The organism is Streptomyces bugieae, from assembly GCF_036352915.1.
Lineage (GTDB): Bacteria > Actinomycetota > Actinomycetes > Streptomycetales > Streptomycetaceae > Streptomyces > Streptomyces endophytica.
On sequence record NZ_JAZBJP010000001.1, the window covers coordinates 485,349 to 508,316 of the forward strand.

Genomic DNA, 22,968 nt, shown 5'->3' on the forward strand with positions numbered 1-22,968 from the left:
CGGCGGGTCAGGTGCCGTAGACGGCGGCCACGTTGTTCCGCGGTGCGGGCCGGGTCCTGGCGGCCGGCCCCTGGGCGAAGGCGCGCAGCAGGTTCTCGGTGGTACGGGTGACGAACGCCCTGGTCCGGGCGTCCATCCCGTGGTCGCGGCCGTCGTCGCCGGTACCGGCCATCAGCGCCTCGACCCAGCGCATCGTGCCGGTGGCGAAGACCCCGGCGCCGCTCGCCACGGTGTAGTACGCGGAGTCCGCGTGGCTGCTGCGGCCCGCGCAGACCAGCGGTGAGTGGGCGATGATCTCCAGCTGTTCCGGCGTGGGCGCCTCGGGGGTGACCCGGTCGTACTCCACGCCTACGAGGTGGTCGAACGACGCCCCGCGGCCGGCTCCGGTCCCGGCGAAGAGCCAGTGGTCCGGCTGGTGGACGACGTAGGGGGCGTCGGTGGGATAGCCCTCGTAGAAGACGCCGGTGAGGGACGACTCGGGGTCGGCGGCGGGTGGCAGGCGGAAGTCCTGGGTGGGCGGCTCGCGGTGGTCCGCGAAGGACGGGTCGTCCCGGTAGGCGGTCTTGTAGCAGGTCACGGTGCGCAGCGCGGCGGCCGGGCCGGGGTCCAGCCGGACCCGGCGGAAGCAGGCGTTGGCGCCGAGGAAGGCGAGGTTGGCGCCGGTGTCGCGGGCCCGGGTGACGTGCGCGCGCTGCTGCGGGGTCCAGTACTCGTCGTGGCCGAGCGAGAGGACGGCGGTGGCCCCCCGCAACGCCGCCGGGGAGCGGTGGACGTCCACGGACGTGGTGTAGGCCAGGGGGAGGCCGAGCCGTTCGGCGAGGACGACCACGGCGCGCTCGTAGACCAGGAACTTCTCGGCGCCGTTCGCTTCGTAGGGCCGGTCGAAGCTGACGGCCAGCGACCGCGTCCCGTAGGCGCCGTCCTCGCCGGCGTAGAGGCTGTGGCCGCCCCACCGGTTGTACGCCTGCCAGGTCGTCACGGCGTGCATCAGCACGGTCCGGCCGGCGGCGGTCGCGGACCGGACGACCAGCGGGACGTACCGCTGGTGCCCGTGGTCCGCGTCCAGCCGGAGCAGATACGCGCCCGGTGGCCAGCCGGTGGTGCGGACGGCGAGGGTGCGCTGCCAGTCCGCGCGGACGGTCCGGGTGCCGGGCAGCAGTCGCGGGCGGTGCTGGCGGCTGCCGGCGACCCGCGGCGAGTGCCAGACGAGCCGGGCCTGGGCGCCGCCGTACCAGCCGACGCGGTAGGCCGAGACCCGGAAGCCGGGGGCGGTGGTGGAGACGTACAGGCCGAATTCCTCGCCCGGCCGGACGCTGACCCGGTCGGTGTAGCCCTCGACGGCCTCGGGCGGGCCGGGCGCGCGCAGCCGCCAGTCGGGGCTGCCGGCCCGGGCCCGTTCCGCGGTGAGGTCGTCGGGGCGGGTGCCTCGGACGGGCCCGGGGTTCGTGCCGGAGGGGGCGTCGCAGCCGGTGGCCGTGACGAGGGCGAGTCCGGCGGCGCCGGCCGCGGCGGCCCCGAGGAAGTGCCGCCGGACCAGGCCGCCGGGCCCGTCGGCGCGGCCGGCGTCGCCGTCGCGCGGCGCGCGCGGGTGCGCCTCCTGGTCCCCGTCGCCGCCGCTCATCGCACCACTCCCGTGCGCCGCCGGGCCCTGACCGGGCCGGTCCGTCCTCTCCGGACGATCATCCGTGGCGACGGCCGGCCGGACGACCGCAGGGGTCCGAATGCGGGTAGGGCGGTCACGCATGTTGCTCTCGGTACGGAAAGCGGGAAGGGGGAGGAGAGTGCGTGAAGTAACCGATCCGCTGTTGGATCTCGTCCGGCGGCACAGCGAGCCCGTCGTCGCGCAGACGCTCCGCTCGACCATCGCCGCCGTGATCTCGTACGTCGTCGCGCTGATGGTCAGCAGCGAACCGGCGCCGCTGACCGCACCCCTGACGGCCCTGCTCGTCGTCCAGGTCACCCTCTACACCACGCTGACCACCAGCGTGCGCCGGGTGAACTCGGTGGTGGTCGGGGTGGTCATCGCCATCGGCTTCAGCTCGCTGGTGGGTCTGACCTGGTGGAGCCTGGGGCTGATCATCCTCGCCTCGCTGGTGATCGGCCGGTTCGTGAAAGCCGGCGAGTTCGTCCCCGAGGTGGCGATCAGCGCGATGCTGGTGCTCGGGGTGACGACGACGCGGGTGGCGGCGACGGCCTGGGACCGGGTGCTGGAGACGCTGATCGGGGCGGTGGTCGGGCTGCTGTTCAACGTGCTGTTCGTGCCGCCGGTGCTGGTGCAGCCCGCCAGCCAGGCGATCGAGGGGCTGGCCGGCCGGATGCGGGTGCTGCTGCTGAGCCTCAGCGACGAGGTGGTCGGCCATACGCCGGTCGTGGAGGCCGCGGCCCGGCTGCACGAGGCGCGGCGGCTGGACCACGACATCGTGCAGGTGGACGCGGCGCTGCGGCAGGCCGAGGACAGTCTGCGGCTCAATCCCCGGGTCAAGGAAGGACTGCTCTCCCGGGTGGTGCTGCGGACCGGTCTGGACACGCTGGAGATCTCCGCGGTGGTGCTGCGCACGGTCTGCCGGACGCTGACCGACCTGGCCAAGGCCCGGACCGAGGAGTCGCTGTTCTCGTCGCGGATCGGCGTTTCCCTGAGCGAGCTGTTCCGGCACATGGCCCGCGCGGTGGACAGCTTCGCCGTGCTGATCACGACGCAGGTCAGCGCGAACGCGGACAAGGCGGAGGACCGGCTGGTCAAGGAGCTGGCCGCCAGCCGGGAGAGCCGCGAGACGGTGGCGCATCTGCTGCTCGACGAGGTGCAGGAGCATCCACGGCAGTGGCAGTTGCACGGCGCGCTGCTGGCCGAGATCGACCGCATCCTGGACGAGTTGGACGTGGAGAAGCGCTCCCAGCGGCTGGTGGAGGAGCTGGACCGGCAGTCCCGTGAGCAGCGGGAGAGGTATCCGCTGGTGGACAAGCTCCGGGGCCGGCTGCGGTTGGGCCGGTCGCGCCGCGAGCCGGTGCTGTGACGGGCGGGTGCGGGGTGTGACCCGGCGCGCCGGCGCCCGCCGCGTGGGCCTCGGTGGTCCACGGGCGGGCGCGCGACAGGGTGCCGTCGGTCGCTAGTCGCGGCCGGCGACCGCCTCGGCGAGGGCGAGGATCCGGCGGGCGTCCTCGACGTGCAGGTTCTCGATCAGCCGGCCGTCGACGGTGACCACGCCGCGCCCTTCGCGGGTGGCCTCGTCGAAGGCGTCGATGATCCTGCGGGAGCGCTCGACCTGCTCGGCCGAGGGGGCGAAGACCCGGTTGCACGGCTCCAGCTGCGAGGGGTGGATCAGGGTCTTCCCGTCGAAGCCGAACTGCCGTCCCTGGACGCACTCCGCCTCGAATCCGGCGGCGTCCTTCACGTCGTTGTAGACCCCGTCCAGGATCACCTTGCCGGACTCCCGGGCGGCCAGCAGCGCCAGCGACAGCCCGGTCAGCAGCGGGGCCCGGCCGGGGACGTGCTCGGCGTGCAGTTCCTTGGCCAGGTCGTTGGTGCCCATGACCAGTACGGTGAGCCGTTCGCTGGCGGCGGCCACCGCGCGGGCGTCCAGCATCGCGCGCGGGGTCTCGACCATCGCCCAGATGGCCGTGCGGTCCGGGGCGCCGGCCGCCTCCAGTGCGCGCTCGACCTCCCGCACGGTCGCCGCGGACTCGACCTTGGGGACGACGACCGCGTCCGGGCCGGCCTCGGCGGCGGCCCGCAGGTCGTCGGCGTGCCATGCGGTGCCCGGCCCGTTGACCCGGATCGTCACCTCGCGGTGGCCGTACTCGCCCGAGGCCGCGGCGGCCGCGACCCGCTTGCGGGCGTCGGTCTTCGCGTCGGGGGCGACCGCGTCCTCCAGGTCGAGGATGAGGGCGTCGGCGGGGAGCGACTTGGCCTTCTCCAGGGCGCGTTCGTTGGCGCCCGGCATGTAGAGCACGGAGCGGCGCGGCCGCAGGATCGCGTCGGACACGGGACTTACTCCTTCTCTGCCGCGGCGTAGGCGTCGCGCAGCTCGGGGTCGCGGGCGGCGAGGGCGTCGGCGAGCTGGGCGACGACCTGGCACTGCTTGTAGGTGGCGTCGTCCTGCATCTTGCCGTCGATCATCACCGCGCCGGTGCCGTCACCCATGGCGTCGATGACCTTGCGGGCCCAGGCGACGTCGGCGGGGGACGGGGAGAACACCCGCTTGGCGATGGCGATCTGCACCGGGTGCAGGCTCCAGGCGCCGACGCAGCCGAGCAGGAAGGCGTTGCGGAACTGGTCCTCGCAGGCGGTGGTGTCCTTGATGTCGCCGAACGGCCCGTAGTACGGCAGGATGCCGTGCGCCGCGCAGGCGTCGACCATCCGCGCGAGGGTGTAGTGCCACAGGTCCTGCTGGAAAGTGGCCCGCGGCGCGCTGCCGTCCGCCCCGTGCGGGTCCTCCCGTACGAGGTATCCGGGGTGGCCGCCGCCCACCCGGGTGGTCTTCATCCGGCGGCTGGCGGCCAGGTCGGCCGGGCCGAGCGAGATGCCCTGCATCCGGGGGCTGGCGCCGGCGATCTCCTCGACGTTGGCGACGCCGGTGGCGGTCTCCAGGATGGCGTGCACCAGGATCGGCCGCTGGATGCCGGCCTTCGCCTCCAGCTGGGCGAGCAGCCGGTCGACGTAGTGGATGTCCTCGGCGCCCTCCACCTTCGGCACCATGATGACGTCCAGCTTGTCGCCGATCTCGGTGACCAGCGTCAGCAGGTCGTCCAGCGCCCAGGGCGAGTCCAGGCTGTTGATCCGGGTCCAGAGCTGGGTGTCGCCGAGGTCCGTCGCCTTGGCGACCTTCACCAGGCCGGAGCGGGCCGCCTCCTTGCGGTCGGCGGCGACGGCGTCCTCCAGATTGCCGAGCAGCACGTCCACGGTCGGCGCGATGTCCGGCACCTTGGCCGCCATCTTCTCGTTGCCCGGGTCGAAGAAGTGGATCATCCGGGACGGCCGGAAGGGTACTTCGCGCACCGGTGCCGGTGCACCGACGGCCAGCGGGCGGAAGAAGTCCTTCGGAGAGCGCATGCAGTCTCCCTGGTCGGAGAAAGAGGGGTGCGGGCCGCCGCCGGCTGTCCGGCGGCGCCATCGGGCCCTCACTCTAGGCCCGCGGACCGGTAACGCTACTGGTCAGTACCTGTGCTGTTGGTCACCGAACGCAGCGCGGCGGCACGGAACATCGGCTTCGCACCTAAGATCCACTTCGTGCAGCTTCGCCCTTCCCGCCCCACCCGCGCCCTCCTCCTGGCACTCGTCCTGGTGCTGCCGCTGGGCGCGGGCTGCTCCACCGGCCGCGACCCGCAGGACACCGGCGCGGCGACGCCCCGCGCGGTGCGACCGCCGGCCGCCGACGCGGAGTTCGACTACCAGCTCGGCGGCCCGTACCCGCCGCCCCGCGGCGTCCGCGCGGTCTCCCGCGACCGCACGGCGAAGCCCGTACCCGGCCGCTACAACGTCTGTTACGTCAACGCCTTCCAGGCCCAGCCGGACGAGACCCGCACCTGGCAGCGGCGCCACCCCGACCTGCTGCTCCGCGACGGGGACGGCAGGCCGGTCGTCGACGAGGACTGGGACGAGCCGCTGTTCGACATCTCCACGGCCGCCAAGCGCACGGCACTCATGGACATCGTCGGGCCGTGGATCGACGGCTGCGCCGAGGCCGGCTACGACGCGGTGGAACCCGACAACCTCGACTCCTACGAGCGCGCGGACGGCCGGCTCACCGCCGGGGACGCGGCGGCCTTCGCCCGGCTGCTGGCCCGCCGCGCCCACCAGCGGCGGTTGGCCGTCGCGCAGAAGAACACCGCCGATCTGCTGCCCCGCCGCCGGTCCATCGGCTTCGACTTCGCCGTCGTCGAGGAATGCGCCCGCTACGAGGAATGCGGCGATTTCGCGGACGCCTACGACGACCGGATCTTCGTCATCGAGTACCGCGCGCAGGACTTCGCCGCCGCCTGCCGCACCTGGGGCCCGAGGCTCTCCGTCACCCTGCGCGACCGGGACCTCCGGCCGTCGGGCACCAAGGGGTACGTCGACCGGCACTGCTGACGGCGGGTCGGGCAGCCACCCACGGGCCGTCCAGCCCCGGTCGGCGGTCCCTCCTACGCCGTCTCGTGACCGGCCGTGCCGTTGATCCGCTCGATCGCCTGCCGGGCCTGTTCCTGAGGGGAGCGGGCGGGCAGCGGGGACACCGTGGTGGAGGTGACCGCGGGGGGCGTCCGTTCCTGGGGCACCGTTTTGACGGGCGGGGCCGGCGGCCGGATCCGCAGCCGGTGGGCCGCCGCCTCGTCCAGCGTCACCGGGCGTTTGAACCGGGCGGCGAGCTGGGTGGCCTCCTGGCCGAGGGCGGCGACGTCCTCCCACTGGAGGCGTACCACCAGCGACACTTGGGCGTCACCGTCCGGCATGGCCTGGAGCTGCGGGTTCCCGGCGTCGGTCATGGGCGCTCCTCACGTCGTCGGCCCATGCCCCGGTGGGGCACGGTTGCCGGAAGATACGGGCGTCGGCCCGCGGGCGTTCACTTCCCGCCAGATCTTCCCGTCGGATCCGGGGAGGTCGGATCCGGTTCCGGCGAGGTCAGATCCGGTTCCGGGGAGGTCAGATCCGGTTCCGGGGAGGTCAGATCCGGTGAGAGTCATGGCGTCATCCGGGGCAGACTGGGCGTATGCCGCATCTCCCTCCCCAGCCGCCCCAGCAGCCCGACCCACCCCGCGGCCTCCCCGAACCCGGGTTCCCGCCCGAGGAGTACGCCCAGCGGCTGGCCGGTACACGGGAGGCGATGGCGCGCGACGGGCTGGATCTGCTGCTCGTCACGGCGCCCGAGGACATCCACTACCACTGCGGCCTCAACCACCAGGGGCACTTCGCGGTCACCGCCGGGGCGCGGGAGAACGCGGTGGCCGCCGCGGTGCACGACGCCATGTTCCGGGCCGGCGGTGACCTGCCGGGCTTCGCCCCGCTCGTGCGCAGCACCGACCGGCTCGACCAGGAGCATCTGACCTGGACCCGGCGGGAGTTCGGGCCCCGGGACGGCGTCTTCCTGGAGCTGTCCGCCGCCTACGGGCGCTACCACGCACCCCTCGCCCGGCTGCACCACCTCGACCCCCGGGACGCGGCCCGGCACCGCCCGGCGGCCGAGGCCTCGCAGGAGGCGATGCGGGCCCTGTGCGCGGCGCTGCGCCCGGACCGCACCGCCGAGCAGGTCTTCGGCGCGTGGCGGGCGGTCGTCGAGGAGGCGATCGGCCGGCCGTACCGCCGGCACCACTGCGGGTACCTCGTCGGGATCGGCTTCCCGCCGAGCTGGATGGGCGGCACCCGCACCCTGCGGCCCGGCAACCCGCTGCGGCTGCGCGCCGGGATGACGTTCCACGTCCAGTCCTGGCTCCTGGACGAGCGGCTGGGCACCTACGCGTGCTCCGACACGGCGCTGGTCGCCGAGGACGGCTGCGAGGTGCTCACCCGTACGCCGTATCCGCAGTGAGCCGGCGCGTCACCACCGCGCGCCCCGCCCCCCGAGCACCCCGACCGTGCGCCCGGAACGTGCCACGGGCGCATTCCCGGCGGCCCGAGTGCGCCCTGTCGGGCGTCACACCCAGCCGCCACCATGGGGCGGTGCAGCCCACAACCGGCTTGGAGGCCGACTGATGGACGCAGGCCGCCTGTCCCGTCTCGACGACGACGCTTACGAACAACTCGTCCTCGACAACGCCCACCCGCCCGCACGTGACCCGGAGGTCTGGGCGGCCCTGCTCGACCCGGCACTCATCGACCGCACCCGCGACGCCCTGAACACCCTCTTCCAGCGGAGTTCGTCGGTGCTGCGCAAGCGGCGGGAGGAGCGCGAGCGGTTCCGCCTGGAGTGCTTCGCCCGCGGACCGGCCGGCAAACAGGAGTGGTTCGCCTCGAAGCGGGAGTACGACGCCTGGCGGCACCGCGCGGCGAACTTCAGCCGGACGGTGCAGAACGCCCTGTCGGAGATCAACAAGGCGAAGAAGGAGCTCAACCGCTCCATGAACCACCAGGTCGCGCAGAACCACCGCGACCGGCTGCGCGACCTCGCCTGCGCGGTGCACCGCCACCAGGCCGCGCACGCCCGGTCGGGTGGCATCGCCGACCAGGCCGACTACGAACTCTGGCGCACCCTGGACCGGATCACCGTCCCGATAGGGCCGGCGAACGAGCCGATGTCGCTGCGCACGATGCTGGACATCTACTGGAGCGAGGTGAGCCCGGTGAACGAGAGCAAGGAGCGCCGGGCCCGCGCGGAACGGGCGATGCGCGCGGCACCGGCCGGGCAGGCGGCGCGGTTCAGCGGCGTGCCCAAGGCCCGGCACGTGGGCAACGGCAAGCACCTCGCGTAACGCGCGCAGCGGCAGCCGCGCCCGTGCCGCTCACGCCACGGCGTGGAAGAGCGCCGCCGCCGCGCCCCGGGATTCGACGCCCAGTTTGGTGAGGATCTTGGCGACGTGGAACTTCACCGTCGACTCGCTGATGTGGAGTTCCTGGGCGATCGCCCGGTTGCGGTGCCCGAGCGCGAGCCGCGCCAGAACCTCCAACTCCCGTTCGCCCAGGGCGGTGAGGGGGTCGGGCGCGGGGTCCTGGGAGACCCGCAGCGGGATCGTCGCCGACACCGTCGTGCCCCAGCCGGGCACCGCGTCGACGTCCAGGCGGCCCTTGAGGACGTCGAGCCGGTCCCGGACCCGGCCGGGAGCCAGCGCTTCCGGGGTGAGGGTGCCGGGCCCGTCGTCCCGTACGGTCGCACGCAGTTCGTCGTCGTTGATCTGCCAGCAGACGTGCACCCGGGTCACGGCTTCCTGTTCCAGTGCCTTCATCAGCACGGCCCGGACGACCGCCCGTGCGGTGTGGGCGACGTCGGCGGCCAGGGTGCGCACGGAGTCGGGCGTGCCCAGTTCGAGCCGTACGGGGCTGTAGCGCACCATCGGCCGGAGGGATTCGGCGAGCCGGGCGAAGGCCTGGTCGGCCGGTTCCTCGGCGATCTGCTGGTCGCGTTCGGCCTCGGCCCGCAGTTCGACCAGGGCGGAGACCGCCAGGTCCGTGGCGGTGGCGCGGGCCGCCGCATCGTCGAGGGCGCGGCTGCGCAGGACGCCCAGTACGCCGGTGAGCGCGGCCGAGTAGGCCTCGCCCAGCTCGGCGATCACCCGCGCCCGGGTGCCCGCCGCGGTCCGCGAACGGGCCAGCGCACCGGGCATGGCCTCCGCCGCCAGCCGTTCGAAGTGGCTGGTGACGATGTCCCACAGGGCCTGGACGAGCGCGGTGCCGCTCTCGTCGACCGGTGTCGCCCCCGCTTCGCGCACCAGCAGCAGGACCGCGCCGCGGGGCGTGGCATGGCTGGTCACCGCGAGCACCGGACGCTCGGCCCCGGCCAGGTCGAGCGTCCCCTGCCACGGCCGGCCCGGGGTGCCGGTGGCGAGCAGCGGAGCCAGGTCGGCGGTGGAGAGCCGTCCGGTGATCTCCGGGTCGCCGGCCGTCTTGAACGGTGAGTGCGCGCAGTGCGTGGAGAGTTCGGCCGCCGCACGGTGCGGGACCACCTCGGACAGCACCTCGGAGAGCCGCGGCAGGATGTCCCCCAGCGGCTGGCGGATCACCTCGTAGGCGGCGGTCAGGGCGGGCACGGCTCCGGTCAGCTCCATGGTCGTCAGCCTAGCCAGGCGCGGCGGAACGGGCGCTGGACTTTTGGCCAGGGAGGACTGGCCCGATGGCCGGGGACCGGGCGCTCCCCCGGAGGCGAGGCTGGAGCCCTCAACCACCAGCGTTCTCACACCACCACGGGGAGATGCACCATGAAGGCGATCATTTACCACAGCTTCGGCGGCCCGGAAGTGCTCACGTTCGGGGAGACCGAGAAGCCCGAACCGGGCCCGGGGGAAGTCCGGGTGAAGGTGGTGACGGTCGGCGTCAACCCGCTGGACTACAAGCGGCGTTACGGCTGGGTGGAGCAGCACTACCCGACCACGTTCCCCGCGGTGCCCGGTCTGGAGTTCGCCGGGATCGTGGACGCGCTCGGCCCGGGTGACCACGAGGTGTCCGTCGGCGACGAGGTCTTCGGCTGGACCGCGACCGGTGCCTACGCCGAGTACGCCCTCGCCGGCGACATCGTGCCCAAGCCCGCCGAACTGTCCTTCCGGGCCGCGGCGGCGCTGCCCGTCGCCGGGGAGACCGCGCAGCGGGTGCTCGACGAACTGGGCCTGGCCAAGGGCGAGACGCTGCTGCTGCACGCGGCCGCGGGGGCGGTCGGCCAGGTGGCCGTCCAACTGGCGGTGGCCCTGGGCGCCACGGTGGTGGGCACGGCGTCGCCGGCCAACCACGACTTCCTGCGGGCGCTCGGTGCGATACCGGTGGCGTACGGCGAGGGGCTCGCCGACCGGGTCCGGGCCGCGGCCCCGCAGGGTGTGGACGCCGTCTTCGACGCGGCCGGCCATGACGTGCTGCCGCTCTCCATCGCCCTGCGCGGCGGGACGACGGACCGCATCGTCACCATCGCCGATCCGAACGCGGCCGAGCACGGCGTGCCGTTCTCGGCGGGCGGTACGCCGTCGGAGCAGGTGCGCGCGGGCCTGGCCCGGCACGCCCGGCTCGCCGTCGAGGGCCGGCTGTCCGTGCCGGTCGTCGAGACCTTCCCGCTCGCCGAGGCCGCCAAGGCCCAGGAGCTGAGCGAGGCGGGCCATGTACGGGGGAAGCTGGTCATCGAGGTCTGAGCCGTCCCCGTCCGTCGGTTCGGAATGACCAGGGGTGACCAGGGTGCCGTCACGGTCCGCGAGGCCGTGGCGGCCTTCCCGTTACCTGTGGGGTTTTCCGTTATTCCTGGCATTTCCCGTGGTCCCTGAGCTTTCCCGTTGCCCTCGCCCTTCCGACCCTCTACGTTGAGCGGCGCCTGAATCAGGCTCAACTCGCCGCTCCGGCGGCGACGTTCGGAAGGACTAACCCCCCATGCTCAGACGCTCCCCCTCCATACCCGGCACCGGTCGGCACCGTGGTGCCACCGGACACGGCCCGCGCCGCCCGTCGCTGCGCACCTCCGTCTCCGGCGCGCTGGCCATCGCCGCGCTGGCCGCCACGACGGTCGCCGCGAGCACCGCACAGGGCGCCACCACCCCGGCCCCCTCCCCGCAGGCCCAACGCACCCAGCACGTCGAGTACTTCACCGGCCCGGGCGGCCACCCCCGGCACACCTCCGTGGCGGCCCCGAAGCCGCTGTCCCGCTCGCAGAAGACGGCGATCGCCGCCGGCGACGGCGATGTCACGCCGATCGTCCAGAACGGCCCGGTCGGCAGCAAATTGGACGTCGTCTTCATCGGCGACGGGTACACCTCCGCCCAGCAGGAGGACTTCCACGCCGACGTCCGCGCCAAGTGGGCGAAGATCAGTGCCGTGGAGCCGTACGCGTCCTACGCCGGTCAGTTCAACGTCTGGGCGGTGGACGCCGTTTCCCACGACTCCGGCGTCTCCGGTGACCCGACCCAGGACGTGGTCCGGAACACCGCCCTCGGCTCCGCGTTCTTCTGCGACGGGACCGAGCGGCTGCTCTGCGTCGACACCGGAAAGGTCGAGGCGTACGCCGCCAAGGCCCCGGCCGCCGACCTGGTCGTCGTCCTCTCCAACTCCACCAAGTACGGCGGTGCGGGCTACAACGACATCTCCTCCCAGGTCGGCTACGACGGGATCGCCACCGCCTCCTCGGACAACGACCGGTCCGACCAGATAGCGGTGCACGAGACCGGCCATTCGCTCGGGAAGCTCGCCGACGAGTACGACTACGGCGAGTCCGGCACCTACTCCGGCCCCGAACCCCAGCAGGCCAACCTCACCACCCTCTCCGCCGACCAGATGGCCGCACAGCGCCAGAAGTGGTACCGCTGGCTGGGCCAGGAATCCCCGGACGGCGGTCCCGTGGGTGCCTACGAGGGCGGCGGCTACTACCAGTACGGGCTCAACCGCCCCACCGAGAACTCGATCATGCGGAGCCTGGGGCGGGAGTTCAATCTCCCCGGCCGGGAGGCGATGATCGCGGGCTTCTACCGGTTCGGGAGCGTGCTCAGCAGCCCGTTGGCCACCGACCGGGCACTCACCCGCGGCACCCGCATCCGTGTCACCGTGCCGGCGTCCGCGCAGCTCAAGTGGTACGTCGACGGCCGGGAGCGGAAGTCCGCGCGCGGCCGGACCACGGTCGTGCCCCGGGCCCTGGGCGTCCCGGCCGACGGCCGCCGGCACACCGTCACCGCCCGTGCCGCGGACCGCACCGGCGCGGTCCGCGACCCGGCCCTGCGCCGGGTGATGTCGGGCGCGCTGAGCTGGAAGATCGCGCCGTAACAGGCTTCGGGGTCAACCACCGTCCGCTGGGCGGTGGTTGACCCCTGGAGCTTTGGCCGTGAGGCCCCCCTCCCCTCCCCTCCCCGACTGCTCAAGAACCTGGGAGGGGAGGGGTGGTGGTGGAGGTGCGGCAGGGCGGGAAATGCGCAGGTCAGCGGCGATTGTCAGTGGTCCCTGACACACTCGGCGGTATCCACATCGGGGACCGTCCGCGTCCGAGAGGGCACGACCGGGAGGCCGGGACCCGACACCGAGAGCCCGGCACCAGGAGCCCGACGATGGGAGCCAGACGATGACCGACCGATCCACCCCTGCGCACTACTCCCCCCAGCTGGACAGCGACACCCGCCGCCCGACGCCCGCGACGGGCAGTGAGCGGGAGACGTTGAGTGCGGTGCTGGATTGGCACCGCGCGACCTTCGCCCTGAAGTGCGCCGGCCTGTCGGCGGAGCAGCTCTCCCGGATGGCGGTGCCGCCGTCCGAGCTCTCCCTGCACGGCATGGTCCGGCATCTGGCCGGCGTCGAACGGTGGTGGTTCCGGATCCAGTTCGCCGGCGAGGACCTGCCCTTGCTGTATTACTCCGACGACGACCCCCACCAGGACTTCACCGCTCTCGACGGAGATCCCGACGAGGCCTTCGCCGTCTGGCGGGCGGAGTGCGAGCGGTCACGGCAGATCGTCACCGCCGCGGCATCACTGGAGGAGACCGGGATCCGGAAGAGAACGGGCGAACCGGTCTCGCTGCGCAGCATCCTTGTGGACATGATCGCCGAGTACGCCCGACACAACGGCCATGCCGATCTGCTGCGCGAGCGCCTCGACGGCACCATCGGCCGCTGACCCACACCACGGAGAGCCCCCTCCCTTATGTGACTCAGGTCACACAGTGGGGTGTCATACGGCGAAGTGCCCTTCTCCGTGTACGGAGTGACGGGCCCGCACCGGGCCCGGACCTACGGGGAAAGGACAACACGTGCGTAACAGGGGAGTTCTCACCACCGCGCTGGCGGCCGCCGCGCTCACGGTCGCCGGTCTGGGCGGCGCCGCCCAGGCCCACGCCACCACCGACGCCAAGACCGCCACGCCGTCCCACGTCACCGCGGCCGAGCCCGCCGCCTCCGTGCGGCACCAGGTCCGGCCGATGGACGGTCCGCCCGGAACGGTGTGGACCGGCAAGAAGTTCTGGACCCTCAGCGGCTGCCAGGCGGCCGGCACGGACCTGGTCGCCAGCGGCAAGTGGGCCGACCCCTTCTGCGACGGCTCGGGCCTCATGTGGGACCTGTGGGCCCGTCCGCTCTAAGCCGCTCAAGACGCCGGTAGGTCACCAGTGGGCCACCGGTAAGCCACCGGTGGCCCATCGCTAAGCCACCAGTAGGCCACCGGTAGTTACGAGCGCACCATCCGCACCTCAACGATCGTCCCCGCGCAGATCCGCGGCTGCGCGGGGACGTCGCCGTTCCGGCCGCGGCCGACGCCCCTCCCGCATCTCGTCACACCACCGCCTCACATGAGGTGCTCCACCGTGCGCACCACGCGTTCCAGCAACGTCTCGTCGTACGGCAGGAACGGCAGCGGGACGGCCCGTCGCCCCGTCGGCAGGCTGATCTCCACCGGATCGCCGTCGCGGGTGACCCGTCCGGTGGCCAGGTGGATGGCGTAACGGCCGTCCAACAGCAGCTGCCGGGCGCCGAGTTCGACCCGGCCGGACGCTATCTGCGCCGCCAGGATGCGGCGCAGCGCCTCCCGGCGCATTCGTGCGCCCTCGCCCAACGGCTGGGCGTAGAGGCGGTTCAGCTGTTGCCAGGCGCCTGGTTCGTGGGCGTGGGTCTCGCACCAGCCGAAGCTGCCGGCGCTGACGAGCAGGTCGACGGCGCGCAGGATCTCCGAGAGCCGTACGGCGTCGACCTCCGCCAGGGGCTGGGGACCTCCGTCGGCGCGAAAGAGCTTGACCTCCATGGCCTCCGCCCAGCCACTGGCACCGGGGTAGAGAGACCCGGCGATCACGAAGCAGGCCGTCAACTCGCCCACCGGCAGGACGAGTACGTCGTCCTCGATGTTCCACCCTTGGCGCACGGCCAGCCCCAGGACGGCCTCGATCCGGAGCAGGTGACCGTGGAACATGGTCGTGGAGTGGGCGGAGTCTCCGGTGGTGCCGCCCCCGGCGCCCTCGTCTCCGGTGCCCTCGGGACGGTAGTGCTCCCGGTACGCCTGGCGGAACGGCTGGCGCAGCCCCAGCTCCGCGATGCGGTCGCGCCAATGGTGCCGTTCGGCGGCGGTGGCGCGGGCCGGATGCCAGAGCCGGACCGCGGCGGATCCGGCCGGCTCCGGGGCGTCGTCGGCCGACCCTGCGGCGGGCAGGACGGCCCGCCACTCCCCGGGCGCGTACTCCACCTCCCAGATGAGGCGTTGCGCGGCGACACGGACCACGGCACTCCGGTCGAGGGCATCGCGCCAGCGGTCGTACCGATGGACGGTGCCCTCCAGATAGCCGCCCTCCACTCCGCGGATCAGCGTGCGTATCTGGGCGCGTGCCTTCGCCAGGAGGTCACGGGCGGCCGCGACCTCGTCGGGATGGTCCCGCCGGGCGGCGGCCGGCACGGACTTCAGCGCCCGGCCGCCGGCGCTCTCCCAGGCCAGGGTGGCTTCCTCGCCGACCGTGAGCACGGCGGTGTACGGGCCGCAGGGGAGGCGTCGGGTACCGTCCGCATCGAGGCCCAAGTCGGGTAGCCGGAGGGCGAGTTCGGGGCGGCGGGCGAGGTTGCGCTCGGCGCGTCGCAGAATACGGTCGAGCTTCTTGGTGACGCCGGCGTGCCGGACGACGCGCCGGGCCTCGCGCAGTGCGGCCACGGATTCGGGGGTCGGGTGGGCCTCGACGGCCTGGGCGAGGCCGATGCAGGCGGCCTGCGACGGCAGGGTCTTGGCGGTGGTCGGCGCCACGGCGCTGTGCGGCAGCAGGGTCGCGAAGAGCTCCCCGGCCCATGGTTCGTCACGCCGCAGGGCCTGCCGGGCCGCCCGCCACAGGGTGTCGGCGTCGGCGGCGGTGAAGGCCTTGTCGGCGGCGTACGGGATCCGGCCGGCGTGCACGGCGGCGAGGTGGTCGGCCGCGGTGCTCAGCACCTGGCGGGCCAGCTCGGTGTGCAGTTCCTCGGCGGACGGCCCGAGCGCGGCGCCCGTCAGCAGCGGCCACTCGCCGGTCAGCGGTGGGTACCGCCGGTCCTCGGCGATCAGGGCCCGTTCGCGGGGGCCCGTCGCGAGCAGCACCTCGACCTCCGCCGAGCGCAACGGGCTGTCGGCGTACAGCTCCTGCAGGCGCCCGGCCAGCTCGCGTTCGGCATCCGGGCCGGCCAGCGCGGCCACCGCCAGGGCGGCATCGGCCGTTTCGTCGACCTTGCGCCCGGCGACCTCCACCAGGACGGCCGCGGGCTTCCCCAGCGCCTCCGCGTCCCAGGCCTCGGTGCAGCGCAGCAGGCCGCCGGCCGCGAACCGCACATCGCGGGGCCGCGGGGACTCGGCCAGCGCCAGGAAGAGTTCGGTGAGCGCGCAGGCGGTGAACGAGGGCTGCACCTTCGTCCAGGTGACCTCGCGGGCGACCTGGCGGGCATGGTCGGGCGCGTCCTCGTCGGCGAGGGTGCGGTACGCGACCGGCAGCAGCATGCCCAGCTCCGCCGGGGTCAGCTGGGCACACGCGGCCCAGAGGCCGCCGGACCATGCGGCGTCCTGCGGCGGTCCGGCCATCGCGGCGCGCAACTGGGCCGCGTGCGGTGACAGTTCGTTCATGTCGACGACCGTAGCCGCAGGGTCTGACAACGCCCCCTGACCTGCACCGCAGCCCGTGAACCCGGCCGCACCGACCGCCTCCGCCCAGCCGGTTCGGCCGCACCGGATGCCTCTCCCGCGACCCGCCTCCGTCCAGCCGGTTCGGCCGCACCGGGCGCCTCTCCCGCTCCCCGGAAATCCGTTTGCCCGACGGCTTCAGGGCCGCCTACGCTCCCCGATCATCGACGTGTAGCTCAACAGCAGAGCACCGGGCTCGGGACCCGGAGGGCGCGGGGGCGGCACCCGCCACGTCGGCTTATGAACGACGACGCTGAGCAGCAGCTTCCCTTCACCAGCGGCCCGCCGTACGCCCAGGCGCAGTTGGCCAGGGCCTTCGGCACCGCGCTCACCCATGAGGACGCCGCCACCCGCCGGCGCGCCGAGGAGCGGATCCGCCGCTGGCGGAGCGTGCTCGACGGAGTCGCCACCGGCCGCCTGGCCGTGGGGTCGCGGACCCCGGTGGCGGGCCTGCCGGCCTGGGTGACCCCGGAGGTCGTCCGCGGCGGTTTCGCGACCGGTGTGGCGAGCGCCGGCGGTCCGCTCCTCCCCCACGAGCGGGACGCGGCGCGCCGGGCGGGCGTTCCGGCCGACCGCCGGGCGCTCTTCGCGTACTCCCTGACCGAGGCCGGGCTGGCCGGACTGTGCCGACTGCTGGACGACGGGTGCTACGACATCGCGGTGCCCGAGGAGGCCGCGCTGCTCACCGTGGCCTGGCTGGTGCGCTCCGGGCAGGTGGCCGAGGCGCTGGAACTCGTCGACGTACTGGAGCCGTTCGCCGGGCGGTTGCGGTTCACGCCGCGGCCGGCGGCGGCGCCCGCGCCGGGTGCCTCCGCGGTGCACCGCCGGACGGTCGCCGAGGCCGGGCAGTCCCTGGCGCGCCGCCGGCCGCATGCGGCGGTCGAGGCGCAGCGTGAGGCGCTCACGGTCTGGCAGCCGTTCGCCGATGAGCTGCTGGCCCACTGGCTGGAGACCGCCGAGGGCGACCGGGTGCTGGTCCGCACCCCCGGCGAGGACTGGCTCGCGCGCGGCGCCGTGCTGCTGGACCGCCACCGGCAGCTGGCCGCGGCCCACACCCGCTGCGGTAAGCACCGCAAGCCCAAGGAGAACCTCGCCATCCTGCGGGCCTCTCTGGAGACCACCGTCGCCGGGCGTCCCCTCGATGCCCGCCGGCTCGGTCTGCTGCGGCATGCCGTGTCCTCCATGGTGCGGCGGCGCGGAGCCCCCGGTTCCGTTCCGCATACGGCGCTGCGGGCGCGGCAGGCGGCCGAGGCGGCGCTGCCGTCCCACCACGCGCTGGCGCAGCTGGTGCTCCGCCGGCTCGGCGGGCTGCCCCAGGAGGTGGGGGCGGCCGATGTCGCGCCGCTGGTCGTCGCGGTGACGGAGGAGGAGCACCGGGAAGCCGGCCTGCCCGTGGGAGCCGCGGTTCCGGCGGCGATCCGGCAGCTGGTCGAGTCCACCCTGAGTGCCCCGGTCGGCACGCTCATCGAGCGCGGTGTGGTGCCGTCGGCGGAGGTACTGGCCGAGCTGGTGCCCCAGTTGGTGGCCGCGACGACCGCGCAGGCCTATCCGGACGCGGCGCTGCGCCGGCTGATGGCCGCGCACTACCGGGCGTTCGCGCGCCGCCGTTCGCTGCTGCTGCTCAATCTGGAGCGGCAGGTGCGGGTCGAGGAGCTGCCGTGGGTGCGGGCGGTGGCCGGACAGCGGGCGGCGGACGCCGCCCAGGAGGAAGCGCTCACCACGCTGCGGCACCTCGGCGAGCTGGCCGTCCAGGGTTTCCCGGGCACCCTCCTGCCCAACCCGCTGATCCGTGAGCTCGGGTCGCTGGCCCGCCAGGCGGACCTCGACGCCCCTCTGGTGGAGGAACTCGCCGCGGACATCTTCATGGGGACGTTCTCCCGCAAGTTCCTCACGGCGGCGCGGATCGCCGGTGAACTGCTGGGCGGCACGCTCTACGCGCGCTACTACGGCATCGACTACGCGGCGCTGCGCAATCTGGCGATCGTCGAGACGAGCACCGCACTGGTCCGCGACTACCAGCCCCGGACGTCGCCGGGTTTCGCCCGGTTGTGCACCGAGCGGGCCGGGGTGTCCGGGCACGGCTCGGTGGCGGAGTGCGGTGCGGTGATCGAGCAGGCGCAGATCCTGACCACGCACAATCTGGCCACGCTGGTCGGCCGGGTCGGCATCGCCCCGGAGCCGGGCCCGGCCGATCTGGCGCGGCGCTGCTTCCGTACGGTGTGCCGGCTGACGGCCCGGGTGCAGCACCACCCGAGGCCGCTGGCGACGATCAAGGACGCGGCGTACGCCTGGCGGCACCTGGTGTTCCATCTGGCGCTGTGCGACCCGGGCGAGCAGGCCCGGGTGCTGGCCTGGCTGGACGAGGAGACGGCCCGCCATCCGTGGCATGTGGCCGCCCGGCTGGCGCCCGCCGTTGCGGGCCTGCGCCTGGTCGCCGACGGCGGCGGCTTCGGGCCCGACGGCACGGCGCGGGGCGGCCGGGCCCGCCGCTTCCTCGGCTGGAGCGCGCGGGGCCGCCACTGGTTGAGCGCCCCGCCCGCCGTGTGACGGTCGCCCCGGCCGGCGTGCTCAGCCGCGTGCTCCCTGCACCGCCGCGTCAGGCTCCGGCGCCCCCGCGCTCCGGTGCCGCAGCACCCACCGCAGCGGCGCGTACACCGCCACCGACACGGCGAAGGCCACGTAGTACGCGAGGTCGGCGCCGTGCAGGGCGGCCGCGACCGGGCCGGTGAAGAGGGAGGTGTTCATGAAGGGCACGGCGGCCGCGAACGCGGCGAGGAAGGCGACGCACGCCGGCCACCACGGCTGCGGTCGGGCGAACTCGGCCGCGACGTCGATCGGCGTCCCGCGCCGGGCCCTGGCCCGTACCCGCGCGTCCACGAGCACGATGCCCACGAAGCCGGGAATCCAGTAGCCGACGAACAGCAGCAGGTTCTGGAAGCGGACGGTGGTGTTCGCGGCATGCAGCCACAGAACGAGCAGGAAGCCGAGGACGGCGGCGGCCGCGGCGGCGAGCGGCCTGGGCACCCGCAGGCCGGCCGCCTGGAGGGCCAGCGAGCCGCTGTAGTCGTTCATCGCGTTGCTGCACACGGCCGCGGCGGCGATGGCGAGCAGGCCGAAGGCGCCGAGGACCCCGCCGCCCAGCAGACCGTGCACCCCGGCGGCGGTCTGGTCGGTGAACAGCCCGGCTCCCCACAGTCCCAGCGTCTGCACCCAGACGAAGGAGAGCACCATGCCGAGCAGGGAGTACCAGAACATCCGCGGCCGGGAGGTGCTGCGCGGCAGATAGCGGCTGAAGTCGGAGGCGTACGGCGCCCACGAGAGGGCCAGGCTGAGCGCCACGGTACTGGTCAGCACGAAGGCGCCGGCCCGGTCGGCGCCGTGCGCGGTGCCCGGCACCGGCAGCGGCACGCCGGTCAGCAGCTTGGCGCCGATGACCAGGAAGGCCGCGCCCAGCACGAAGGTCATCACGGTCTGGAGCCGGTGCAGGACCTCGTACCCGAAGACCCCGACGACGCCTTGCAGGAGCAGCACCACCAGTGCGCCCGGCCAGAACGGCCAGCCGAGCAGCTGCGCCAGTGCCTCCCCGCCGAAGAGCCCGATGAGGGCGTCCCAGGCGACGGAGGTGAGCCACTGCAGGACGCCGGGCAGCACCACCCCGCCGCCGAACGCGAGCCGCGCCAGCGGCAACTGCCCGGTGCCGGTCCGGCTGCCCCACGTACACAGGTACGCGGCCGGCAGCGCGCCGGCCACCGTGCCGAGCACCATCGCGACCAGCGCCGTCCAGAAATCCAGCCCCAGCGAGACGCCCACCGTGCCGGTGAAGACCCCGGTCATGGTCAGGTTCGGCGCACACCACACGGTGAACAGCCGGGCCGGCGTCCCGTAGCGGTTGCTCTCGGGCACCGGCTCGATGCCGTGCCCCTCGACCGCCAGGTCCCCGGCCCGTCCGGGCATGCGCCCACGGAACACGGAATCTTCGATGGTCATACCTCTCCCGGCATCAACGGCAGCGCCCTACGGTAGGCGGGGCCGTCGGCGGTGCCGTCACCGGGATGCCCTCGCCGGGGACGGTCGTCAGCCCAGGGCCCGGTCGAGGTTGAAGGCGGCGCTGATCAGTGCCAGGTGGGTGAAGGCCTGGGGGAAGTTGCCGATCTGTTCGCCGGTGCGGCCGATCTCCTCGGCGTACAGGCCCAGGTGGTTGCCGTAGGTGAGCATCTTCTCGAAGGCGAGCCGGGCCTCGTCGAGGCGGCCGGCGCGGGAGAGCGCCTCGACGTACCAGAACGAGCAGATCGAGAAGGTGCCCTCCTCCCCGCGCAGGCCGTCCGGGCTGCTGCGCGGGTCGTAGCGGTAGACCAGCGAGTCCGACACCAGGTCCTCGCCCAGCACGTCGAGCGTGGAGAGCCACTTCGGGTCGGTGGGCGAGATGAATTTCGCCAGCGGCATCATCAGGACGGCGGCGTCCAGGACGGTGTCGCCCTCGTGCTGGACGAATGCCTTCCGCTCCGCGGACCAGCCCCGGTCCATGATCCGCCGGTAGATCGCGTCGCGGGTCCGTCCCCACCGGAGCATGTCCGCCGGCAGACCGCGGTGGGTGGCGAGCCGCATCGCCCGTTCGATGGCGACCCAGCACATCAGCTGTGAGTACAGGAAGTTCTGTGTCCTGCCGCGGGTCTCCCAGATCCCCTCGTCCGGCTGGTCCCAGTTCTCACAGACCCAGTTGACCAGGTGGCCGATGGCGTCCCAGTGCTCACTGGACAGCGGCTCGCCCCATTTGTCATAGAGGTAGAGCGAATCGATGAGTGCGCCGTAGATGTCCAGTTGAAGCTGCTTGACGGCGTTGTTGCCGATACGGACGGGGGCCGAGCCCAGATGCCCCTCCAGATGGGACAGCTCCTCCTCGGGAAGTTCGCTGCGGCCGTCGATGCCGTACATGATCTGCATCGGCCCGGTCGCGCAGCCCTCGGGACGGATGTTGCCGGACAGGAAGTGCACGAACGCCTTGGCCTCATCCGTGAAGCCCAGCCTGAGCAGCGCGTAGATACAGAAGGCGGCATCCCGCACCCAGGCGTAGCGGTAGTCCCAGTTCCGCTCGCCGCCGATCTGCTCGGGCAGGCTGGTCGTGGGCGCGGCCACGATGGCACCGGTCGGCGCGTACGTGAGGAGCTTGAGGGTGAGCGCGGAGCGGTGCACCATCTCCCGCCAGCGTCCCCGGTACCGGGAGCGCGACAGCCAGCTCCGCCAGTACCGCACCGTGGCACCGAACAGCTCCTCGGCCTCCATCGCCGGACAGGCCCGCGGCTCCAGCCCCCCGCCGATACGGTCGAGCGCGAACACCGCGGCCTCGCCCTCGTGCAGCTTGAACGAGGACCAGGCGTCCGGACCGTCGATCTCTACCGGCACGCTGGACGTCAGCGACAGCGACAGCCCCGGCGACTCGAAGACCGTGTGGCATCCCTGACTGCTCACGGTGTGCGCACGCCGGCCGTAGTCGAACCGGGGAGCCACCCGGGCGATGAACGGCAGCGTGCCGCGGACGCACAGCACCCGGCGGATCAGCCGGTGCCGGTCCGCCTCGCGCGAGTCGTCGACGATCGGCATGAAGTCCTGCACCTCGCCGACGCCGTTGTCCGCGAAGAAGCGCGTGATCAGGATGTTGGTGTCGGGGAAGTAGAACTGCTTGGTCCGCGCGGGCACGTCGGCCGCCAGCTCGAACGACCCGCCGCGCTCGGCGTCCAGGATCGACGCGAACACGCTCGGCGCGTCGAATCGGGTGCAGCAGTACCAGTCGATGGTGCCGTTCGTGCCGACGAGCGCGGCCGTCCGCATATCGCCGATCAGGCCGTGCTCGGCTATGGGGATGTAGCGCGGCGCGTCCGCCTTACTGGGACGCAGGCTCTCACCGGCGGCCATGTGACCTCCCCGGCACTGGGGGCAGGAGGGCTCGGTCCAGGGTACCTCCGGGCCGTGACGCACTGCGAGCGTTGAGGGGCGGGGAATGTTGCAGAGGGCAACGGATGACGGGCCCAGGCGGCGGCCGGACGGGCACCGGGGCCGCGATCACGCCCCCGGTTTCACTCGGCCTGGTCGGCCTGCGCCGGGTGCGCCGCCGTCGCCAGCCGTGCCACGACGCTGTCCGCCAGCGCCTCCGCCTCCTCGCGCGCCATGCCCCGCTCGGTGGCGCGCTCGAGGATGTGCGTACGCACCAGTGCCAGCTCATCGCGCGCCAGCTCGACCAGTACGCGGTCCGGCCCGGCGGGAGCACGGCGCAGCAGCCTGCGCAGACCCGCCCGCCCCCGTGCCAGCGCGCTCTCCGTGGCCATATCGACCCCGCGCCGGGCCGCCTGGTCGAGGACGAGCCAGACCACCGGGGTGACCAGGGACACCACTTCCGCATAGCCGAAGCCCAGCGGCACTTCCCGCTGCCCCTGCCGGCTGAGGGTCCGCACGACCCGATCGTCGTCGAACTGCCGCAGGCTGTCGACGAGCGGCAGCTCGTGCGCCGCACGCTCCGCCACCACCTCGCGGACCACATCACGCACCTTGACCATCTTCAACCCCCGTACCTCTCAAGCCTGTTGAGACCATTTCAACACGCTGCGCGGCAGCAGCAAGCAGCAGATTCCGTCACTCCCCGGGCGGGCCCCGCGAAACGCAGGCCCGAACGCACCCGGCACACCGCCCGGAGCAAGTTCATCCACACGCCCTCTCGCCACACCGGGCCTCCCCGTAGGACCATGGCTCGCCCGCTCGGACCCACGAAGCCCGTCATCCGCATGCCGTGCACCGC

Annotated in this window: 18 protein-coding genes and 1 tRNA gene; 10 read left to right on the forward strand and 9 right to left on the reverse strand. The window is 73.2% G+C overall.

The genetic code is table 11. The annotated features are described in order from the left end of the window. Nucleotides 1-7 precede the first annotated feature (7 nt). Nucleotides 8-1,621 (reverse strand): N,N-dimethylformamidase beta subunit family domain-containing protein, encoded by a 1,614-nt coding sequence (locus tag V2J85_RS02375; protein ID WP_330820484.1) that lies wholly within the window; start codon nt 1,619-1,621, stop codon nt 8-10. A 160-nt stretch (nt 1,622-1,781) separates the two neighbouring features. Here V2J85_RS02375 and V2J85_RS02380 point away from each other — a divergent pair, with 160 nt between their 5' ends. Continuing rightward, entirely contained in the window at nt 1,782-3,011 is a 1,230-nt protein-coding gene (locus V2J85_RS02380) for an aromatic acid exporter family protein (RefSeq protein WP_261953356.1), read from the forward strand. Nucleotides 3,012-3,104: 93 nt separating this feature from the next. Here V2J85_RS02380 and V2J85_RS02385 read toward each other — a convergent pair whose 3' ends face one another. Both V2J85_RS02385 and V2J85_RS02390 read right to left on the reverse strand, forming a co-directional pair. Next, nucleotides 3,105-3,980 carry an HpcH/HpaI aldolase/citrate lyase family protein gene (locus V2J85_RS02385; RefSeq protein WP_261953355.1) on the reverse strand — a complete coding sequence of 292 codons (876 nt, stop codon included), beginning with the start codon at nt 3,978-3,980 and terminating at the stop codon, nt 3,105-3,107. Between the two features lie 5 nt (nt 3,981-3,985). Beyond that, on the reverse strand, nt 3,986-5,047 hold the full coding sequence (locus V2J85_RS02390) for an HpcH/HpaI aldolase/citrate lyase family protein (protein ID WP_261953354.1): 1,062 nt from the start codon (nt 5,045-5,047) through the stop codon (nt 3,986-3,988). A gap of 177 nt (nt 5,048-5,224) precedes the next feature. Between V2J85_RS02390 and V2J85_RS02395 the strand changes: the two genes are divergently transcribed. Continuing rightward, the gene (locus tag V2J85_RS02395) at nt 5,225-6,067 is read left to right on the forward strand and encodes an endo alpha-1,4 polygalactosaminidase (RefSeq protein WP_410011193.1); all 843 of its coding nucleotides are present in this window, start codon (nt 5,225-5,227) and stop codon (nt 6,065-6,067) included. Between the two features lie 53 nt (nt 6,068-6,120). On the opposite strand, the gene V2J85_RS02400 is transcribed toward V2J85_RS02395, so the two are convergent. After that, complete coding sequence (locus V2J85_RS02400) at nt 6,121-6,459, reverse strand: hypothetical protein (RefSeq protein ID WP_330820485.1); 339 nt, start codon at nt 6,457-6,459, stop codon at nt 6,121-6,123. A gap of 224 nt (nt 6,460-6,683) precedes the next feature. Between V2J85_RS02400 and V2J85_RS02405 the strand changes: the two genes are divergently transcribed. After that, nucleotides 6,684-7,499, forward strand: coding sequence for a M24 family metallopeptidase (locus V2J85_RS02405; RefSeq protein WP_330820486.1), 816 nt, complete (start codon nt 6,684-6,686; stop codon nt 7,497-7,499). A gap of 163 nt (nt 7,500-7,662) precedes the next feature. Next, complete coding sequence (locus V2J85_RS02410) at nt 7,663-8,379, forward strand: hypothetical protein (protein WP_330820487.1); 717 nt, start codon at nt 7,663-7,665, stop codon at nt 8,377-8,379. A gap of 30 nt (nt 8,380-8,409) precedes the next feature. On the opposite strand, the gene V2J85_RS02415 is transcribed toward V2J85_RS02410, so the two are convergent. Continuing rightward, a complete protein-coding gene (locus tag V2J85_RS02415; protein WP_330820488.1) occupies nt 8,410-9,669 on the reverse strand; it encodes a LuxR C-terminal-related transcriptional regulator in 1,260 nt (419 codons plus the stop codon). A 150-nt stretch (nt 9,670-9,819) separates the two neighbouring features. On the opposite strand from V2J85_RS02415, the gene V2J85_RS02420 reads away from it, so the two are divergent. The 4 genes from V2J85_RS02420 to V2J85_RS02435 all read left to right on the forward strand — a co-directional run bounded on the left by V2J85_RS02420 (nt 9,820) and on the right by V2J85_RS02435 (nt 13,647). Then, nucleotides 9,820-10,734 (forward strand): NADP-dependent oxidoreductase, encoded by a 915-nt coding sequence (locus tag V2J85_RS02420; protein ID WP_261953350.1) that lies wholly within the window; start codon nt 9,820-9,822, stop codon nt 10,732-10,734. A 232-nt stretch (nt 10,735-10,966) separates the two neighbouring features. Continuing rightward, a complete protein-coding gene (locus tag V2J85_RS02425; RefSeq protein WP_330820489.1) occupies nt 10,967-12,346 on the forward strand; it encodes a M64 family metallopeptidase in 1,380 nt (459 codons plus the stop codon). A gap of 292 nt (nt 12,347-12,638) precedes the next feature. Further along, nucleotides 12,639-13,187, forward strand: coding sequence for a DinB family protein (locus V2J85_RS02430; protein ID WP_261953348.1), 549 nt, complete (start codon nt 12,639-12,641; stop codon nt 13,185-13,187). A gap of 133 nt (nt 13,188-13,320) precedes the next feature. Beyond that, on the forward strand, nt 13,321-13,647 hold the full coding sequence (locus tag V2J85_RS02435) for a hypothetical protein (protein ID WP_261953347.1): 327 nt from the start codon (nt 13,321-13,323) through the stop codon (nt 13,645-13,647). A 203-nt stretch (nt 13,648-13,850) separates the two neighbouring features. On the opposite strand, the gene V2J85_RS02440 is transcribed toward V2J85_RS02435, so the two are convergent. Beyond that, a complete protein-coding gene (locus V2J85_RS02440; protein WP_330820490.1) occupies nt 13,851-16,124 on the reverse strand; it encodes a DUF4132 domain-containing protein in 2,274 nt (757 codons plus the stop codon). A 222-nt stretch (nt 16,125-16,346) separates the two neighbouring features. Between V2J85_RS02440 and V2J85_RS02445 the strand changes: the two genes are divergently transcribed. Further along, a tRNA-Pro gene (locus V2J85_RS02445) sits at nt 16,347-16,418 on the forward strand. 3 nt (nt 16,419-16,421) lie between these two features. Next, the gene (locus tag V2J85_RS02450) at nt 16,422-18,728 is read left to right on the forward strand and encodes a hypothetical protein (protein ID WP_330820491.1); all 2,307 of its coding nucleotides are present in this window, start codon (nt 16,422-16,424) and stop codon (nt 18,726-18,728) included. A gap of 21 nt (nt 18,729-18,749) precedes the next feature. Here V2J85_RS02450 and V2J85_RS02455 read toward each other — a convergent pair whose 3' ends face one another. From V2J85_RS02455 to V2J85_RS02465, 3 genes are all read right to left on the reverse strand, one after another. Further along, the gene (locus tag V2J85_RS02455) at nt 18,750-20,168 is read right to left on the reverse strand and encodes a purine-cytosine permease family protein (protein WP_261953344.1); all 1,419 of its coding nucleotides are present in this window, start codon (nt 20,166-20,168) and stop codon (nt 18,750-18,752) included. An 87-nt stretch (nt 20,169-20,255) separates the two neighbouring features. Continuing rightward, on the reverse strand, nt 20,256-22,091 hold the full coding sequence (locus V2J85_RS02460) for a glycoside hydrolase family 15 protein (protein ID WP_261953343.1): 1,836 nt from the start codon (nt 22,089-22,091) through the stop codon (nt 20,256-20,258). Nucleotides 22,092-22,252: 161 nt separating this feature from the next. Continuing rightward, the gene (locus tag V2J85_RS02465; protein WP_261957255.1) at nt 22,253-22,729 is read right to left on the reverse strand and encodes a hypothetical protein; all 477 of its coding nucleotides are present in this window, start codon (nt 22,727-22,729) and stop codon (nt 22,253-22,255) included. Nucleotides 22,730-22,968 lie beyond the last annotated feature (239 nt).

Excerpts from the sequence above, each read along its gene's own strand:
- V2J85_RS02460 (WP_261953343.1), bottom strand. The coding sequence starts at position 22,091 with ATGGCCGCCGGTGAGAGCCTGCGTCCCAGTAAGGCGGACGCGCCGCGC.
- V2J85_RS02450 (WP_330820491.1), top strand. The coding sequence starts at position 16,422 with ATGAACGACGACGCTGAGCAGCAGCTTCCCTTCACCAGCGGCCCGCCG.
- V2J85_RS02415 (WP_330820488.1), bottom strand. The coding sequence starts at position 9,669 with ATGGAGCTGACCGGAGCCGTGCCCGCCCTGACCGCCGCCTACGAGGTG.
- V2J85_RS02400 (WP_330820485.1), bottom strand. The coding sequence starts at position 6,459 with ATGACCGACGCCGGGAACCCGCAGCTCCAGGCCATGCCGGACGGTGAC.
- V2J85_RS02390 (WP_261953354.1), bottom strand. The coding sequence starts at position 5,047 with ATGCGCTCTCCGAAGGACTTCTTCCGCCCGCTGGCCGTCGGTGCACCG.
- V2J85_RS02455 (WP_261953344.1), bottom strand. The coding sequence starts at position 20,168 with ATGACCATCGAAGATTCCGTGTTCCGTGGGCGCATGCCCGGACGGGCC.
- V2J85_RS02405 (WP_330820486.1), top strand. The coding sequence starts at position 6,684 with ATGCCGCATCTCCCTCCCCAGCCGCCCCAGCAGCCCGACCCACCCCGC.
- V2J85_RS02375 (WP_330820484.1), bottom strand. The coding sequence starts at position 1,621 with ATGAGCGGCGGCGACGGGGACCAGGAGGCGCACCCGCGCGCGCCGCGC.
- V2J85_RS02440 (WP_330820490.1), bottom strand. The coding sequence starts at position 16,124 with ATGAACGAACTGTCACCGCACGCGGCCCAGTTGCGCGCCGCGATGGCC.
- V2J85_RS02410 (WP_330820487.1), top strand. The coding sequence starts at position 7,663 with ATGGACGCAGGCCGCCTGTCCCGTCTCGACGACGACGCTTACGAACAA.
- V2J85_RS02430 (WP_261953348.1), top strand. The coding sequence starts at position 12,639 with ATGACCGACCGATCCACCCCTGCGCACTACTCCCCCCAGCTGGACAGC.
- V2J85_RS02425 (WP_330820489.1), top strand. The coding sequence starts at position 10,967 with ATGCTCAGACGCTCCCCCTCCATACCCGGCACCGGTCGGCACCGTGGT.
- V2J85_RS02420 (WP_261953350.1), top strand. The coding sequence starts at position 9,820 with ATGAAGGCGATCATTTACCACAGCTTCGGCGGCCCGGAAGTGCTCACG.
- V2J85_RS02465 (WP_261957255.1), bottom strand. The coding sequence starts at position 22,729 with ATGGTCAAGGTGCGTGATGTGGTCCGCGAGGTGGTGGCGGAGCGTGCG.